Source organism: Psychrobacillus antarcticus (assembly GCF_029533155.1).
GTDB lineage: Bacteria > Bacillota > Bacilli > Bacillales_A > Planococcaceae > Psychrobacillus > Psychrobacillus antarcticus.
The window spans coordinates 12,340-30,268 of the sequence record NZ_JAIZDB010000021.1; the positions used below are offsets into that span (position 1 = coordinate 12,340).

Here is a 17,929-nt window from a genome sequence, read left to right on the forward strand (position 1 = left end):
TAAAAAAGGAGCTGAAAAAGGATGAAAAAAATTTATACATTGCTTTCAATTCTCGTACTAACCGTTCTTCTTGCAGCTTGTGGTACAAGCACAACGACTGAGGAACCAGATAGTACCCAAGGAACAGTAAGTGAAAGTACAGAACAAACAACATCGCCGGAAGAAACAGAAGATGAGGCTGATACAACCCAGTCTACTTCACCTGATAAACAATTGGAAGGAACCTCAACGGATAGTGACAGTCAAAACTATTCCATCACTGTTGTGGAAGGCTTTGAGTTAACTGGTGAAGAACCAAATAAAGATATGTTGTTCAATCTAGACAACGATTTACAGTCCATGCGCATCGAAACTTTCTCAGCAGATGAAGTAACTATTGAAGAGATACAAGAAAATTTAGTTCCTACTTTACAGGCATCTAATGAATCTTCAACTGTTACAGAAATTAAAGATGAAAATCTAATTCCAACACATGAAACTATAACAAATACTTCCGCGCATCAAATTGATACTCCTGAAGGTAAAGTGTCAGGTTATGTATTTAATCGAGAAGGTCTAATTGTTAAACTAACTGTATTTGACACAACTGATTCTCCTGCTCTCGAAACATTTGTACAGATGGCAGAAACAATTAGAGCAAAATAAATAAAGTCCAGCGATAGAATGTGAGATATTCACTTTCTATCGCTTTTTTCACACAAATTTTCATACTACAAGTTATGACAAAAAAACTTCGATCCCATTGCAAGGCCGAAGTTTCATTTATTAATATGATAGATTTTTAATAGATAGACCTAATTTTTTTATAAGCTCAATTACTTCTAGTTTTTCGTCTTCCGATAATGCATCCATGAGTTTGACCAATTGCTCCTCATGGCGTGGAAATAACTCATCCATAAACTTTGTGCCTTCTGCAGTTATTTCTGCATATGTCACACGTCTATCCGTTGGACTTGATACTCGATTAACATAGCCTCGTCCCTCTAGTTTATCCACAACATACGTGATAGAACCGCTTGCCAATAAAATTTTGTTACCAATTTGCTGAAGTGGTTGTTTACCTTTATGATATAAAAGCTCTAACACAGCAAATTCCGTTGGATTTAAGCCATTTTCCTGAAAAAATTGATTGGTGCATTCATGAATTACTTTATGGGCACGTGATAATACTATAAATAGTTTTAATGCACTGTTTGGTTGTTCAATTGTCATATTACGCCATCCTCACCTATATAAAATACATTACCCACTATTATATAGGTTCATGGATTGTATTGTCAAAAAACTAAGACTTTATAAACTATATTGGCAAGGCAGGATAAACTCAAAAGTAGTACCTTTACCTACTATACTTCTTACTTCTATATTTCCACCATGTTCTTCTATAACTTTATAAACATGTGATAATCCAAGACCTGTCCCAGTTGATTTTGTAGTGAAAAAAGGTTGAAATATTTTTTTGATATGCTCATCCTCAATCCCACATCCTTGGTCACTTATAGAAATACTAACAAAGCTTCCACGTATACTTGAAATTTTAATATCGATATTTCCACCATTTGGCATAGCCTCGATCCCATTTTTAATAGCATTAATAAATACCTGCTTCAATAATTGACTGTCTCCGTAGACTTGGCACCCCTTGTCTATGCTACTAGTAACTACTAGTTTAATAGATTTTAGTAGTGCTTGAGGAGCCATAAAATTTACAACTTCAAATACTATATCTTCTATATTTAGGAAAACAAATTGGGACTTACTTGGTTTAGAGAGATGTAAAAATTGCGTGAGTATATCTTCCATTTTATTAATTTCGTCCGTTATTACATTTAAGTATCGCTTTGCATCTTCCGTCGCATTTTGGTTTAATAATTGAGTAAACCCTTTCAATGACGTCATTGGGTTTCGAATTTCATGGGCTATTCCTGCAGCCAGTTGTCCTAATGTACGCAGTGATTCAGATTGATCAAGTCTTTTCTTCATATAAACTTTTTCTGTTTCATCTGTTATTTCGACCAAATACAAACCACTTTCCCTTTGTTTAGAAATTAGAACATGAATATATTTATATTCGCGTTCTAAAGTGTTCAATTCAACATGAGTATCCAAATAGTCTTCGTTGATCAGTTTTTCTATTAATCTTTTTTTAACTTCCACGGTATTATTTAACATACTCCATAGATGATCGCCATTTTTGCCGATGAAATCAATTTTTTGTATTTGTAGTATTTTTTCAGCATAAGAATTTAAATCTAATATTATTCCCTTGTCATCGATAAATATAAGTCCACTAGAAAAAAGCTGAAATATATGATCAAACTTTTCCTTGTATTCGTATTTTGTTAACAAGAAATACTACACCACTCTTTCTAAAATTACTTACATAAAGTTATAAATATGGGGAAAATGAGATTATTAGTTTATTCTGATTATTCCACAAAAAGGGAATATTTACACGATACTTATGACCTATATTGTCGACAAGATTAATGATTGGTACAATAGAGGTACTTATAAAGGAGCTTTGAACAATGAATATAATTTTAACCACCCTGAATGCAAAGTTTATCCACACTAATTTAGCTTTACGCTGTTTAAAAGCCTATGCAGAACCTGATTATCACCCTTTAATAGTAGAATACACAATAAAAGATCCAACTTTTAATATTGTTGCAGATCTTTATCAAAAAAAGCCTAATGTTGTTGGTTTTAGCTGCTATATTTGGAACATTGAAGAAACGATAAAAGTGATTAAAATGTTAAAAACTGTCGACCCATCTGTTGTTGTCGTTTTAGGAGGTCCAGAAGTTTCCTATGATACAAATGTTTGGTTACGACAAGTAAAAGAAATAGATTATGTGGTCGTTGGTGAAGGGGAACAAGTGTTTAAAGATTTACTAGACTTTTTATCTGATAAACAAACGATCATAAAAGCTGTCCCTGGTTTAGCTTATGTACGAGATGACAAATTTATACTAAATCCGCTACCGCCAAAACTCGATTTAAGATTATCCCCATCCCCTTTCCGTTTTGAAGAGGATATCCCAGATTTATCGAAACGTATCGTCTATGTGGAAACAAGTAGAGGATGCCCATTTTCTTGTCAGTTTTGCTTATCTTCTATAGAAGTTGGCGTACGTTATTTTAATCGAGATAAAGTAAAAGAGGATATTCGTTTTTTGATGGAGAATGGTGCTAAAATCTTCAAATTTGTGGACCGAACATTTAATATTAGCCGAAGTTATGCCATGGAAATGTTCCAATTTCTAATTGATGAGCATCATCCCGGTGTAGTTTTTCAATTTGAAATAACAGCAGATATAATGCGACCTGAAGTTATTCAATTTCTAAACGAAAACGCTCCGGCTGGACTATTCCGCTTTGAAATAGGCGTTCAATCTACGAATGACTTAACAAATGAGCTTGTTCAACGTCGCCAAAACTTTGAAAAACTAAAACGAACGGTAACTATGGTTAAAAATGGTGGAAAGATTGCCCAACATCTAGATTTAATCGCGGGTCTCCCTGAAGAAGATTATGCTTCTTTTAGAAATACATTTAATGAGGTATTTGAGATGCGTCCTGAGGAACTTCAGTTAGGATTTTTAAAATTACTTCGTGGAACTGGTCTGCGAGTGGAAGCTAAAAAATATGGTTACGTTTATGTAGATCAAGCTCCATATGAGATATTCTCTAATAATGTGTTGAATTTTGATGATATTTTACGTATTAAACAAGTAGAAGATGTTTTAGAGAAATATTGGAATGCACATCGGATGGATCGCACATTGGAGTATTTATTCGAATATGTATTTGAAACTCCTTTCGATTTCTTCCAACAGTTCGGCACATTCTGGGAAGAGCGCAACTGGTCTAGAATCGGCCACCAATTAGAGGATTTATATACTAGACTTTATGCGTTTTTAGAAGGACTTGATAATATTTCAATGCCTATAATTAGAAGTGTCATGAAACTAGATTATTTATCAAAACAAAAGTTCCAACCTCGTAAGGCTTGGTGGAATAATGACCTTAGTAAAGAAGAACAATCTAAAATGTATAAATTATTAGTAGCAGATCCAAGTCTAGCTGGAGAATCATTTACTGCATTACAGTTGAATGAGCGAGAATTATATAAACAAACATTTATCACACCAATTTCTATTGATGTAGATGCATTTTTGCAAGGATCTATTGAGCAAAAAGAAGGATATTTGTTAACTACATTTGGTAAAATGAAAACTCCTCATTTATCTTTTGTTCAAGAAACAACCGCAACTCAAATTTAGTTTAATATAAATTTAAAAAGCCGGGCAATAATTTCATTGCTCGGCTTTTCATATTACCCAATAATTACTCGCTCTTTTGGGAAACGATATTTTGTTTTTTTATGCTTGCCACCTAATGTAAAAAGGAAGGAGATTAATCCTACTCGCCCGATGAACATCAGAATCATAATTACTGTTTTTCCTACATTCGACAAATCCTCTGTAATTCCAAGACTCATTCCACATGTTCCAAAAGCAGATGCAATTTCAAATACTAAAGAGGAAATTGGTACACCAGGCTCCGTAGCGGAAAGTAATAGGGTAGCAGTGAAAACCATCACTAATGCCAGAATAATGACAGCATAAGAACGATAGACATCTATTAAGTGAACTTCACGATTAAAAATTTGAATATTATCTTTTCCTCTTGAAAAATGGATTAGAAAAAGGAGTGCAATAGCAAAAGTCGTAGTACGAATTCCACCCCCGACAGAACTTGGGGAAGCTCCTATAAACATTAGAACACTCATTAAAAAATTGGTACCCTCACTAAATAGAGTGATATCCATAGTCGTTAACCCTGCTGAACGGGTAGATACCGAATGAAAATATGCGGTAAAAAGCTTCTCGTGCCATGGCATACCCTTAAAGGAATGAAACATTTCTAATAAAAAAATCATAACTGTGCCAAAAATAAGAAGTGCTCCATATGTAATGGTCGTTAACTTAGTAAATAAAGAAAAACGAAAATTTTTGTTTTTGTTCGACAAAAATTCCTTTACCTCGATTAAAACTGGAAAACCTATTGCTCCAAAAACAATCAATATACTTGTTACCGTTTGCACAAAGTAGTCATTGTGGTAAGCAAGTAATGATTGCCCGGTAATATCAAATCCTGCATTAGTTGTTGCGGATACTGACGTGAATACCCCATGCATTGCTGCTTGTTTTACAGTATCAAAATACTGTGTAAAATGTAGAGTTAATAGTAGCGCACCGATAATTTGAATAAGTAGAAGAATTTTAACAATCTCTTTGATCAGATGAACAACACCAGATAAATTTGGTTGGTTATGATCAATCATTATTAACTGTCTTTCACGTAAACCAATTTTCTTCCCTGCGATCAACCAAATAAATGTCCCTAACGACATAATTCCAATTCCACCAAGTTGTAGAATTAGGATAAGCATGAAATAGCCAAAAACACTGTATGTTTCTGAAATATTAACTGCGGTTAAACCAGTAACGGAAACGGCACTCACGGCAGTGAACAAACTATCAATGAAAGCCACTTCAACTCCTGGTTTATGCACTCCTGGCAGACGTAGAAGAATAACAGAAATAGCGATTGCAATGAAATAATAAGTGACAATTACTTGAGCTGGTATAAATTTCAATTTCTTTTTTAGTTGTGGCTTCTTCATTCATTTTTTTCCTTTCAGCATTCTGAGTAATCATTATCTCATTGTAAAAAAAAAAAACGTAAAAAGATAGTTTAATCTATCTTTTACGCTTTTCCTTTTATTATTTCGCTTCTTTTTTCTGTTGTGCAACACCTAATAGGTAACCACCAATTGCGATTCCTAGTAATACTACCCAGAAAGTTACCTTCCAAGGTGTAGAGTGTGGGAAATGCTCATCTAAAATTGCAATATTTGGGTGTGCTAATGTCATTACCGCAAGTTTAACCCCAACCCATCCTACGATTAAAAATGCAGCTGTTTCTAATGTAGGCATCTTTTCCAGTAATTGAACGAATTTATGTGCAGCAAATCGCATAATTACTAGACCAATAACTCCGCCTATGAACATTACTGCGAACTGTCCACCATTAATACCTCCAATTTCATAAGTTCCCCAATATGGTAATGTTACTGCTATTGCAACAGCTGCTAACATCGAGTCAATAGCAAATGCAATATCTGCAAGTTCTACTTTTAAAACAGTGAACCAGAAGCCAGAGCCTTTTTTAGGTTCCTTTCCATCTTCCATATCAATATGTGTTTCCTGTGGTTTCCGTGAATCGTAAATATGTTTAATCGAAATGAATAACAAGTAAGCTGCTCCTAATGCTTGAACCTGCCAAATATTCACTAAGAAAGTAATCATAAATAACGCTAAAAATCTAAATACAAACGCACCTAGTAAACCATAAAATAAAGCTTTTTTCTGTTGTGCTTTCGGTAAATGTTTTACCATTACTGCCATTACAACTGCATTATCGGCTGCTAGTAATCCCTCTAAACCAACTAGAACTAATAGCACCCAACCGTACTCTAAAATTATCGCCGTATCCATCAATATCCTCCTTTTTTGCATATAAAAAGACCCCTGCCTTAAAAAAGGCAAAGGTCTTGCTAAGCAAAAATATTATAATTGCTATCATAACCGGTGGCATAAACCACGTAATGACGACTATGAAATAGGTTTCCCTATAGCTACTCCCCCTTGACGTTAGTCAAAAGTTTATTTAATTATGTAGTTAATTATAACATAATTTATGCGCTTGTAAACTAATTACTACTTTATCGGAATATGAAAAGACGAGTCATGTTTATGTTTATTATAAAAGTTAATCATTGCCGGTATCGTTTGTATAAAATCTGGGCAAGTAATACTTCCTTTAGCAAGAATGGTCTCCGCATTTGTCGTATCAAATGTGGCATTCCAAGTTAAATAATCTAAAGTTTCTTTTTCTACCTGCAAAAACTTCCGAATTGGATATAATGCAACTGCTGTTTTCGCGATTGGAAGCGGCAGTCTTCCTTTTGGAAACTTTCCTGTAACTTCTTTTACAAAAGCTCTATATACCTCTTCTACTGGATACGGGTTTGGATCAGTTAAATGTAGCGTTTTACCGATTGCCTCGTTACTCAAAGAACAATAGATTGCTGCTTTCGTTATATAATCACTTGGCACAACATTTATACATGCAGTCGATTTTCCTAAATACGGAAGGAATGGAAGTTTCCTTAGATTTGAAATCATATTTACGAAGAAATAAGGACCATCAAATTTTATCGTTACTCCAGTTTCTGAATGCCCTCTAACAATTCCTGGACGAATAATTGTAATAGGTAAAGTTTCCTTTAAATTTTCAACAAGTAATTCTGCCTCATATTTCGTTTCCTCATAATGGTTTTTAAAACCAACAGGCCGGATCAGTTCCGTCTCTAACAATCTGCCTTCCCTCAAGCCTGCAACATACGCTGTACTAAAATATGTATATCTTTTTAGTTGCTTGAACTGGGTAACTAGTCTATTAAACATCTCCGTACCATGTACATTCACCTTCCATGCAATTTCCTTAGGCACAGCTAAATCATAGATTGCTGCTAAATGCCAAACATATTCAATTTCGTTACATAATTTTTCAAGCGTATCCGGATGAATCCCCGCATCTGGTAGTGTAATATCTCCTTCTACTATTTCAATAGTTTGAACATGGAGTTGATCTTGATAGATTTCCGCAATCATATTTTCTGCTAATCCGATTTGCGAAGGAAGTACAAGTACATAAATTTTTGAATAAGCATGCTGCTGCCTTAGCTCTTTCGTAATATTTCTTGCCAAAAATCCTGGAAAACCTGTTATTAATGCTGATGACAATAAATACACCCCTTTTTTACAGTATACAAATAAAGAGCCTTCAATTGAAGACTCTTTATAATAAATCACAGAATATTTTGTTGTTTTCTTCTAGTTTCTTTATCAAATAAACTATAAATCACTGGAACTACGTATAATGTGAGGAAAGTGGAACTTATTAACCCGCCAATAACGGTTATTGCCATCGGCTGATTAATCTCAGTGCCTTCCCCAATACCTAATGCTAATGGTACTAATCCTAGTATTGTCGTTAAAGCCGTCATTAATATTGGACGGACACGATCCCGTACAGATGTAATAATTGCTTCGTACGAAGACATACCACTTGCTTTTCGTTGATTAATATAATCGACTAAGACAATACCATTGTTGACCACAATTCCAACCAATATTAAAATTCCTATGATGGCAGAAATACTAATTGGTAAATTTGTAGTAAAGAGTCCTATGAAAATACCTATGATTATTAGTGGAACGGTAAACATAATGACAAATGGATATTTATATGATTCAAACTGGGCTGCCATCACTATAAACACTAGCACCACTGCCAATAATACCGCCATTATCATATCGTTCTTGGAGTTATCCAATAATTCTCGATCGCCACCAAAAGATACAGCAATGTCCTCTGAAAATTTCTGTTCCTCTATAACCCCATCGACTAAGTCAGACATTTCACTTAAAGAATATTCTGACTCGTATTTTACAGAAAATGCGACAGCACTAGCTTGGTCCACGCTTCGAATTGCGACAGGTCCTTTTTCTATATTTATATTTGCAACCTCTTGTAGTGCAATATACTGACCAGATGGAGTACGTAATTTCAATTGCTTTAATTGTTCCATATTACTACGGTACATTTCATCATATTTTACATAAACACCTAATACTTTTTCACTATCATCAATAATTTGAGAAGTTAATACCCCTCTTGTCATGTTATTTACGGTCTGCGCAATTTGGGCTGGAGCAATTCCATACTCAATGGCCTTCTCTCGATTAACAGTAATCTGGACCTCTTCCATCTTTGTGCTTAAGTCATTAGTAACTTTGACAACCCCATCTAAGCTTTCCAAATCTTGTTGTAAGGTAGTCACTGCTGTGTCTAATTTAGTTTTATTATTAGAAATTACGGTAAATGACACAACATTTGGAGATGAACCAGAAGCAGTTTGCACATTAAAATTAATTTCTGCATCATCTCCTACAGCTTTTATTACTTTTGGTTGCACTTCATCTACAAAGGTAAAAACGGAGCGATCTCTATCCTCTAATGCTTTGAGTTTCACTGAAATTTCAGCTGTATTAGAGCTTGAGCTTCCTCTAGACTGTCCTTCTTGACTGCCTCCTACGAAGCTCACATAAACTTCTATATCCGTTTCTTTTTGTAGTATATCCTCCACTTTATTGACCACTTTATCTGTGGCTGTAAAAGAGGAGCCATTTTCAAGATCTACGGAAATAGTGACAAATCCTTCGTCCGTTGCTGGCAAAAATTCTGTACCAGTGCGGAACAATCCAATACTTGAAATAACTAGAAGGATAACAGTAATCGTTAATATGATTGCACGATGACCCAACGTCCACTTAATCGATCGCTCAAAATTATTATACGTCTTTGATCTTCTTCTTTTCGCTTCAATATTTCCTTTTGGCTTTTTCAATAACTGACCTGCCATCATTGGAATAACTGTTAAAGCTACTACCAATGACGCAAACAAACTAAAAGAAATCGTTAGCGCGAATTCGGTAAATATCTGGCCAATTAAACCCGATAGAAACAGAACAGGCACAAAAACAGCTATTGTTGTCAAAGTAGAAGCAGTAATAGCACCAGCTACCTCTTTAGTTCCAATACTAGCTGCTTCTTTAGGTGTCTTTCCTAATCCTAAATGCCGCTCAATATTCTCAATAACCACGATGGAGTTATCCACAAGCATCCCAATGCCAAGTGCAAGTGCCCCAAGCGTCATAATGTTTAACGAAAAACCTGCAAAATACATTAGAACAAACGTCACAATAACGGAATATGGGATTGCTACACCAACAATAATCGGACTTCTAATTCCTTTAAGGAATATAAACAAAATAAGCATTGCCAATAATCCACCCGTTATTAAGGTAGTCCCTATATTACTAATGGCAAGTTTTACATAGTCCCCTTGATCAAAAAGTATATTTGCTTTTACATCTTTAAACGCTTCTTTTTCTAATTGCTTGTCTAATTCTTCTTGAAAAGCTGTAGACACATTAGCAGTATTAGCACTCGATTCCTGGAAAACAGATAGTAAAACAGCTGGTTCATCATTGGCTCTAGTTTCGGAAAATTGTTCTTGCTTCGCTAAATCTACAGTCGCTACATCTGCAATAGTGACAGCCTTTCCATCCAACGGGTTAACTGTCACAACCAATTTTGCTATGTCTTCGACAGACGTTAATGTGCTAATAATTCTAGTAGTCAGTGATTTATCCTCATCCGTTTCAATGGGACTACCTGGGAGAGAAATATTATTTACTTGTATGACTTGTACAATATCCGATTGTGTAAGTCCTTTGCTTATTAATTTATCCTGATCCAGTAAAATTCGCACTTCTTCCACCAAAGAACCAGAAATATTAACACTTGCAACTCCTTCTGTTCTTAAAAGTTCTTTCTCTAATTGGTCCGCGATTAGCTGAATATCGGTTTCAGAATCCGTCGTATTCAAAGATAGCTGGATGACAGGAAATTGGGAGGGATCAAACTTCAAGAATCTTGGTTTATCTACTCCATCTGGAAGAGGTGTAATATCAATACGCTGCATGACATCTAATTGAATTGCATCCATATCCGTAGACCATTCGAATTCTAATAAGATGAAATTAGCCCCTTCTCTCGATGTACTATTAACAGACTTAATGCCTGGTAAAGTACTCAAGGATGATTCCAAGGGCTTCGTAATTTTTTCATCTACCTCAATGGGGCTTGCCCCTTGATAATTCGTCACAACGACTGCAATAGGTGGATTTAAATCCGGTATTAAGGTAACAGGTATTTTAAAAAATGAAACCCCACCCAGTATAATAATTAAGAACATAATAACAGTTGTAAATACGGGTCTTTTTATGGAAAAGTCACTAATCTTCATTTTCGTGCGACCACCTTCTTATTTGCTCTTTCTATCATATGCTCTACAGAAGCAGAGTTCAAATTTATTATGTAAAAGTGAAGCATGATACAGGATTTTAAGAGTGGATCTTGCGATTTTAGAGGTCGACCTTGCGATTTTCGGTGTGGATCTTGCGATTTGAGGGGTCAGCCTTACGATTTTCGGTGTGCATCTTGCGATTTGAAAGGTGCATCTTGCGATTCAACATAAAAGGCCACCTTTTGAAAGGTGGCCTTCTCCATTATAGTAAATTATAAAGCTTAATATGATCGTATTTGTCTTGGAACCAACGAGTGGCAAACTCATTTTCAAATAAGAATACATATTTATCATAACGATCTTTTACAAGCATGGAACGTGGACCAGTCATGGATTCCTTCACTTCTTCCTCGTTCTCGATCCAACGTGCTACTTTTGAACCGATTGGTTCCATTCGGACCTCCACATTATATTCGTTATTCATGCGATGCTCGAACACTTCAAATTGAAGCTGCCCAACTGCGCCCAAAATAATTTCCTCTGTATGAAGTGTTTTATAGTACTGGATTGCCCCTTCTTGTACTAATTGTTGAATTCCTTTATGGAAATGCTTCGACTTCAGTACGTTTTTAGCAGTTACTTTTACAAATAGCTCAGGTGTAAACTGAGGAAGTTTTTCATACGTGAAAGCTTTCTTACCTCCAACTACGGTGTCTCCTATTTGATAATTTCCCACATCGTACAGTCCGATAATATCTCCTGCAACCGCAGTTTCAACAGTTTCACGATCATCAGCTAAAAATTGAGTAGACTGCGTCACTTTATACGTTTTTCCTGTACGAGCCAAAGTAACCGTCATACCTCTATCAAATCTACCGGAAACGATGCGTACAAATGCAATACGATCACGGTGAGCAGGATTCATATTCGCTTGAATTTTAAAGATAAAACCAGAGAAATCCTCGTTTAACGGATTTATTTCTTCTTCCTTTTCTGTCATGCGTGGCTGAGGAGTAGGTGCAAACTGCAAGTACGTTTCTAAAAAAGTTTGCACTCCGAAATTCGTTAATGCACTACCAAAAAATACGGGAGTTAAGTCCCCTGACAGTACTTTTTTCTCATCAAAATCATTGCCTGCTTCATTTAGCAGCATAATATCTTCCATCGCTTCAGTGTAATAAGAAGTAGCTTTCATCGAATGATCTACTGCAAGCTCTCCGTCTTCATCTATAGGAAGGAATCTTTCCGATTCTTCAGTACGGAATTGCTCAATACGCCCATGAAATCGATCATATATTCCTAAGAACTCTTTCCCCATTCCTATTGGCCAGTTCATGGCATAAGATTGAATGCCAAGAACTTCTTCTAGCTCTTCCATTAGTGCAAGTGGTTCTTTCCCTTGACGATCAAGTTTGTTTATAAAAGTAAAAATTGGAATTCCTCTCATACGACAAACTTTAAACAGTTTTAACGTTTGAGCTTCAATACCTTTTGCAGCATCGACAATCATAACTGCACTATCAACTGCCATCAGCGTACGATAAGTATCTTCACTAAAATCCTGATGACCAGGTGTATCCAATATATTTATACGACAATTATTATAGTCAAATTGCATAACGGATGATGTTACCGAAATTCCACGTTGCTTTTCGATTTCCATCCAGTCAGATGTTGCAAATTTCCCAGATTTTTTCCCCTTAACTGTACCTGCATCACGAATAGCTCCACCAAAGTATAAAAGCTTTTCCGTAATAGTTGTTTTACCAGCATCCGGGTGGGAAATAATTGCAAAGGTTCTTCTTTTCAATATTTCATCTTGTAATTTTATATCCATTCTGTTATGTCTCCTTCTTATTCACTTACTAATCATATGGATTTAGGGAAGAAAAAACAAGTAAAAAAAGCGTAAGCGCCTATTTATCACCGAAAAGCGTTGGAAGAGTGGCAGTAAAGGCTAATTTGCATTTACCTGACATTCTGAAACTTCTCGAGGGGCTAGGCGCTGGAGCTGGATTAAAAAAGCGCAAGCACCTATGTTAGTCCTGAAAAGCGTTGGAAGAATGGTTGTAAAGGCAGTATTTTCCTTTATCCGACATTCTGAAACGATTCAGGTGGGCTATGCGCTTGAGCTTGATAAGAAAAACCGGGCAAAAAGACGCCCGGTCCTTTACGTACAAAACCTGTTCCTATCGTTTTCGAAGGATTTGAACAAGCATTTTGCTATATGATTACCGAGTGAATTTTTAGTGATATTGGTTGTGACAGCCGTCACAACCAATATCACTTTTTTCGATAATCTTATGGTGTTTGCCTGTCCGTCGCCCTTCTAAAACTACTTAAAACAGGTAAGTGCGTTTTTGGATAACTAGAGAAAAGATATTATCCTATTCATAGCGGCGGATGAAAGATGACAGTCTAAGTACTCGACATCATGGTGCTCCTGCGCAAAGCTCGTCGCAAAATAAAAAAACATTTCGCAACGACTGCCTGACCCGCATCGTGAGGGCCGAAGATGCAATTTCGTTCGCTATTTCGATTCTTTATTTGTGATCACTTACTATTTCACTTTATTTCCACTAGTATAAAAGAAAAACTACTTTCTTCATCCTTCTTTGTATAATAGTGTTTCTAATTCAAAAGCGATTAAAAATAATTTGATCACTCTCTAAAATTTGACCAATCTTTTCATCTAAGCGATAAACTATGCTATATCTTATAGTGGAGTACTACACACTGTTTGATTGTAGTGAAGGGTGGCGACTCCTTCGGGATGAGTGAGACAGATGAGATATCACTTCGAAGCGTAAGCGACGGTGATGGCTCATCTGTCTCACCCCGCGGAGGCCAACAGGATGTTGGTCACAAAGGCGTAGCCACAAGAGGTGGCGCTCTTAGCCTTTGTACTCCACCTGAAACGGAAATCACAGTATTATTCATCCACTCAAGTCTCATAAACCTAGTCTTCATGCTACATTTTTATAGACTTTCTGTTTTATCTTTTTAAAAAATACGCTAGAGCTTCATTTAATAGAATCGGTTTTACCCAACTCTCAAGAAATTTTTGTGTTTACGTAACTGTATAAGATTTTAGCTGTATTTTCTAATGAATCGATATGTGTACGTTCATATGCGTGAGAAGCTTCAATTCCAGGCCCCAATAGAGCATGCTTGATATCATACCCAGCACGAATTGCCGCCGATGCATCTGACCCGTAGTAAGGATAAATATCTAACTTATAATCGATATTTTCTTCTTTAGCCAACGCTACTAATTGACGAGTTAGTTCATAATGGTATGGACCAGAAGAATCCTTTGCACAAATAGACACGGTATACTCATCCGACGATTGTCCGTCTCCAATTGCTCCCATATCTACAGCCAAATATTCTACTGTTTCTGCAGGTACGTTGGAGTTACCCCCATATCCAATTTCCTCATTATTAGAAATATAAAAATGAGTTGTATGTGGTAAAACCACGTTTTTATCTTGAATATTTTTTATTAATTGAAGTAGTAAAGCTGTACTCGCTTTATCGTCCAGGTGACGTGATTTAATAAAACCATTTTCAGATGCTTCAAATCGAGGATCGAATGAAATAAAATCCCCCACCTCTACGCCTAATTTACGTGTATCTTCCGCAGTTAATACTTTTTCATCTATACGAACTTCCATATTTTTTTCATCACGAGGTAAACCACTAGCATTTTTGTATACATGCACGGTAGTTTGGTGCATTAAAATAGTACCTCGAATTTTTTTGCCATCTGCAGTATGAATAGTGCAATACTCTCCTTCCACAGCATTCCAATTAAAACCACCTACCATAGTAAGTTGTAATCTACCGCTTCCTTTAACTTCCTTAACCATCGCACCTAATGTATCCGTATGAGCAGTTAAAAGCCTATGCTTTGTTTCATCCGTACCTTTTATTGTGGCGATTAAAGCACCTTTATTTGTCCTAATATAATCTACTTTCAGTTGTTTTAGGATACCTTCCATAAAGTCCATAATCTCTTTTGTGTAACCAGACGGACTTGGGATTTCTACCAACTGTTTTAATAATGAAACCGTATCTTTTGCGTGAAATATATATGACATATGTATCCTCCTTCAATTCCTTACTACCATCTTATCAAAATTTTATATATTTTTTAGCACAAAGTTTGGTACTTCGTGTGCTTCTTAATTACTTAAATTATTTTAGTAAACCTCTCACTAATTTGACTTTATTTTTGTAGGGTGGAAAAACAATATTAATTGGTAAGGAAGTATTTTTCTTCACGATGGATTTTTGATGGGTAAATAAAGTAAAACTAGCTTCCCCATGATAAGATTGAACTCCTGAGTTCCCTACGCCACCAAATGGTAGATAGGTACTGCCTGCATGAGTGATTGTGTCATTTATACAACCCCCACCAAATGGTAATTCTTGAAGAAAGAATTCCTGTGCTTTTTCGTGCTCACTAAACATATAAGCAGCCAAAGGTTTTGGTGATTTTCGAATTTGACGAATAATATTCCCCAGATCTTTGTAACCAATTATAGGTAATATCGGTCCAAATAGTTCATCAGCCATTGACGGACTATTGAAGTCAACCCCATTTAACAGCGTTGGCTCTATAAATAAATCATCGCGATCCGTTTTACCTCCAAATATAATATGTTCCTTTTCTGCTTCTAAAATCCCCATAAGTCGATCAAAGTGATTGCCATTCACAATTCTTCCAAGGTCTGGACTCTGTTGCGAATCCTTACCATAAAACTGAGCAATAGCTTTCTTCATCTGTTCAATAAACTTATCTTTTACATTTTCCTCCACTAATACATAATCCGGTGCTATACAAGTTTGTCCGGCATTCACAAATTTGCCCCAAACAATGCGCTTAGCTGCAACCGCTAAGTTCGCGGTATGATCAACAATTGCAGGGCTTTTTCCACCTAATTCTAAAGCAATTGGAGTCAATCTTTCTGCGGCTGCTTTCATCACTATCTTTCCTACTTGGACGCTTCCCGTAAAGAAAATAAAATCAAAAGGTGCATGTATTAATAAAGAAGTTTCTTCCTTTTCGCCTTCTACAACGCGAATGTAACTTGGATCGTATGCTTCCGATATAATTTTTTTCACTATATTAGATGTATGTGGTGTTGCTTCGGAAGGTTTAATAATAGCGCAATTCCCTCCAACAATCGCTCCTATTAAAGGCTCCATAATTAGCTGGAATGGGTAATTGAATGGTGCAATGATTAAAACTGTTCCATAAGGGTCATTTACGATAAAACTTTTAGATGGCATTAAAGCGACGGGAGTTTTTACATATTTCGGTTCCATCCACTTCTCGATATGTTTAATCATATATGAAATATTGTCATAAACTAAGCCGATTTCTGTAACATAAGCTTCAAATTCACTTTTTCTTAAATCTTTGTACAATGCTTCTATTACTTCTACCTCATACTTCTTTATTGTCATCTTAAGTATTTCCAATTGTTGTACTCGGAATGCTACAGGTCTAGTTATTCCAGCATAAAAATAAGCTTGATGCTCGTCTAGCATGTGATTTAGTTGTTGCTCTGTAAATTCCATTACTATTCTCTCCTTTTTCTTCCATAGTTCTTAAGGGAATCATACTATTTATTTGCAATAGAAGAAAGAACAAACATTTCATTTGAAATACATGAATACTGACTTTCGTGGAATGCTAGATTGAAGAAGTTATTTTCAAACTATTGGCTGAAAATATAAGTCTATAGGACTTCAGAACACCTATGCTAAATGATTCATTTTTCAGCTAATTTGTTTAAGCTGGAAAGTAGGCAGGGTATAGCATTGATATAAAAATAAACGAATAATGGGAGGAAATAAAAATGACAGTTACTGAAACTACTTGGTGGGAGCCCATTTTTACAGGAGCTTTTGAATTAGGACTTAATAAAGACCGTATAAATGAAATAGAGGAAGAGTCATTTTTATATTTTAAAGAGGACCTAGGTGAAACAGAGACAACTAATTGAAGAATAAATATAAGATTTCAGCTTCTCCTTTCCTAAGGGAGAAGCTGATTTTTCATTCTATATTCTTCCAAAGATATAAGGCGGCGTAACTATTAAAGGGAGACCAGAAGGACAAATGTGGTGTAATTTCACTATTCATAGGCTTTCTGTCTAAATCCCATAGCTTCTTAAGCGAATTTTGCAGGCCTATATCTGCCAAAGGAAATAAATTCTCTCTACCTAACCCAAATAACAAAAAGCTTTCTGCAGTCCACGGGCCAATTCCTCTGTACTTGATCAGTTCTGAAAGGACGACATCATCCGATTTAGTTGCAAGTGCGTCGAGGTTTAAATCACCCTCTGCAATGGCTTTAGAAATCCCGATAATATATTCTGATTTCCTTGTACTAAACTGCATTTGGCGTAGCGTTTCAACATCCAAACTGGCAATAATCTCAGGAGATGGAAATAACCATACCTCCTCTTTGCTTTTACCAAATGTTTGGACAAATCTTTCTGTTAGTGTTCTGGCAAAAGAAAGATTTAGTTGCTGATGAATGATACTTTTAATAATATTTCCATATAATGAAAAGTCAGTAATAATCGGAGTGCCTTCATATTTCAAAAACAACGATTGTAAATTGGTATTTAAAAAGTGCTTTTGGATGGGCTCTAGACTTCTATTGAAATGTAATATGGACGTAACTCGTTCATACTGTTCTTTTGTTTCTAATCCGGTAAGTATAAATTTGGGTTCATAAAACGTCCCTATACTTTCAACAGTTATTATTGTTTCATCTAATGGAACTTTGACTGTTTGATTGGAGAGATCCACGGAATTTAATGGATCTAGAGCTAGTCTATTTAATACATCCTCTAGAGAATAGTTAAATGGTAATTCTACAGTTTGTGTCATGATTTT

Annotated in this window: 14 protein-coding genes; 4 read left to right on the forward strand and 10 right to left on the reverse strand. The window is 35.7% G+C overall.

Features of this window, described 5'->3' with window-relative positions; translation table 11 throughout:
- Positions 1–21 precede the first annotated feature (21 nt).
- Positions 22–645, forward strand: a complete 624-nt coding sequence (locus LDK52_RS12995) for a hypothetical protein (protein ID WP_277586382.1) — start codon at positions 22–24, stop codon at positions 643–645.
- 120 nt (positions 646–765) lie between these two features.
- On the opposite strand, the gene LDK52_RS13000 is transcribed toward LDK52_RS12995, so the two are convergent.
- Entirely contained in the window at positions 766–1,212 is a 447-nt protein-coding gene (locus tag LDK52_RS13000) for a MarR family winged helix-turn-helix transcriptional regulator (protein WP_277586383.1), read from the reverse strand.
- Positions 1,213–1,293: 81 nt separating this feature from the next.
- Positions 1,294–2,349 (reverse strand): ATP-binding protein, encoded by a 1,056-nt coding sequence (locus LDK52_RS13005; protein WP_277586384.1) that lies wholly within the window; start codon positions 2,347–2,349, stop codon positions 1,294–1,296.
- A gap of 182 nt (positions 2,350–2,531) precedes the next feature.
- Here LDK52_RS13005 and LDK52_RS13010 point away from each other — a divergent pair, with 182 nt between their 5' ends.
- Positions 2,532–4,289 (forward strand): B12-binding domain-containing radical SAM protein, encoded by a 1,758-nt coding sequence (locus tag LDK52_RS13010; protein WP_277586385.1) that lies wholly within the window; start codon positions 2,532–2,534, stop codon positions 4,287–4,289.
- Between the two features lie 53 nt (positions 4,290–4,342).
- Here LDK52_RS13010 and LDK52_RS13015 read toward each other — a convergent pair whose 3' ends face one another.
- The 5 genes from LDK52_RS13015 to LDK52_RS13035 form a co-directional block, all read right to left on the reverse strand.
- The gene (locus tag LDK52_RS13015) at positions 4,343–5,695 is read right to left on the reverse strand and encodes a TrkH family potassium uptake protein (RefSeq protein ID WP_277586386.1); all 1,353 of its coding nucleotides are present in this window, start codon (positions 5,693–5,695) and stop codon (positions 4,343–4,345) included.
- A gap of 100 nt (positions 5,696–5,795) precedes the next feature.
- The gene (locus LDK52_RS13020; RefSeq protein ID WP_277586387.1) at positions 5,796–6,569 is read right to left on the reverse strand and encodes a TerC family protein; all 774 of its coding nucleotides are present in this window, start codon (positions 6,567–6,569) and stop codon (positions 5,796–5,798) included.
- A gap of 222 nt (positions 6,570–6,791) precedes the next feature.
- Positions 6,792–7,880: an SDR family oxidoreductase gene (locus tag LDK52_RS13025; RefSeq protein ID WP_277586388.1), complete on the reverse strand. Its 1,089-nt coding sequence runs from the start codon at positions 7,878–7,880 to the stop codon at positions 6,792–6,794.
- A gap of 65 nt (positions 7,881–7,945) precedes the next feature.
- Positions 7,946–11,011, reverse strand: a complete 3,066-nt coding sequence (locus tag LDK52_RS13030; RefSeq protein ID WP_277586389.1) for an efflux RND transporter permease subunit — start codon at positions 11,009–11,011, stop codon at positions 7,946–7,948.
- Between the two features lie 262 nt (positions 11,012–11,273).
- Positions 11,274–12,848 carry a peptide chain release factor 3 gene (locus tag LDK52_RS13035; protein ID WP_277586390.1) on the reverse strand — a complete coding sequence of 525 codons (1,575 nt, stop codon included), beginning with the start codon at positions 12,846–12,848 and terminating at the stop codon, positions 11,274–11,276.
- A gap of 903 nt (positions 12,849–13,751) precedes the next feature.
- Here LDK52_RS13035 and LDK52_RS13040 point away from each other — a divergent pair.
- Complete coding sequence (locus LDK52_RS13040; protein ID WP_277586391.1) at positions 13,752–14,018, forward strand: hypothetical protein; 267 nt, start codon at positions 13,752–13,754, stop codon at positions 14,016–14,018.
- Positions 14,019–14,064: 46 nt separating this feature from the next.
- On the opposite strand, the gene LDK52_RS13045 is transcribed toward LDK52_RS13040, so the two are convergent.
- On the reverse strand, positions 14,065–15,114 hold the full coding sequence (locus tag LDK52_RS13045; protein ID WP_277586392.1) for a M42 family metallopeptidase: 1,050 nt from the start codon (positions 15,112–15,114) through the stop codon (positions 14,065–14,067).
- Positions 15,115–15,211: 97 nt separating this feature from the next.
- Positions 15,212–16,600, reverse strand: coding sequence for an aldehyde dehydrogenase (locus LDK52_RS13050; RefSeq protein WP_277586393.1), 1,389 nt, complete (start codon positions 16,598–16,600; stop codon positions 15,212–15,214).
- 281 nt (positions 16,601–16,881) lie between these two features.
- Between LDK52_RS13050 and LDK52_RS13055 the strand changes: the two genes are divergently transcribed.
- Positions 16,882–17,028 carry a hypothetical protein gene (locus LDK52_RS13055; protein WP_277586394.1) on the forward strand — a complete coding sequence of 49 codons (147 nt, stop codon included), beginning with the start codon at positions 16,882–16,884 and terminating at the stop codon, positions 17,026–17,028.
- 52 nt (positions 17,029–17,080) lie between these two features.
- On the opposite strand, the gene LDK52_RS13060 is transcribed toward LDK52_RS13055, so the two are convergent.
- The gene (locus LDK52_RS13060) at positions 17,081–17,923 is read right to left on the reverse strand and encodes a DNA-3-methyladenine glycosylase family protein (RefSeq protein WP_277586395.1); all 843 of its coding nucleotides are present in this window, start codon (positions 17,921–17,923) and stop codon (positions 17,081–17,083) included.
- Positions 17,924–17,929 lie beyond the last annotated feature (6 nt).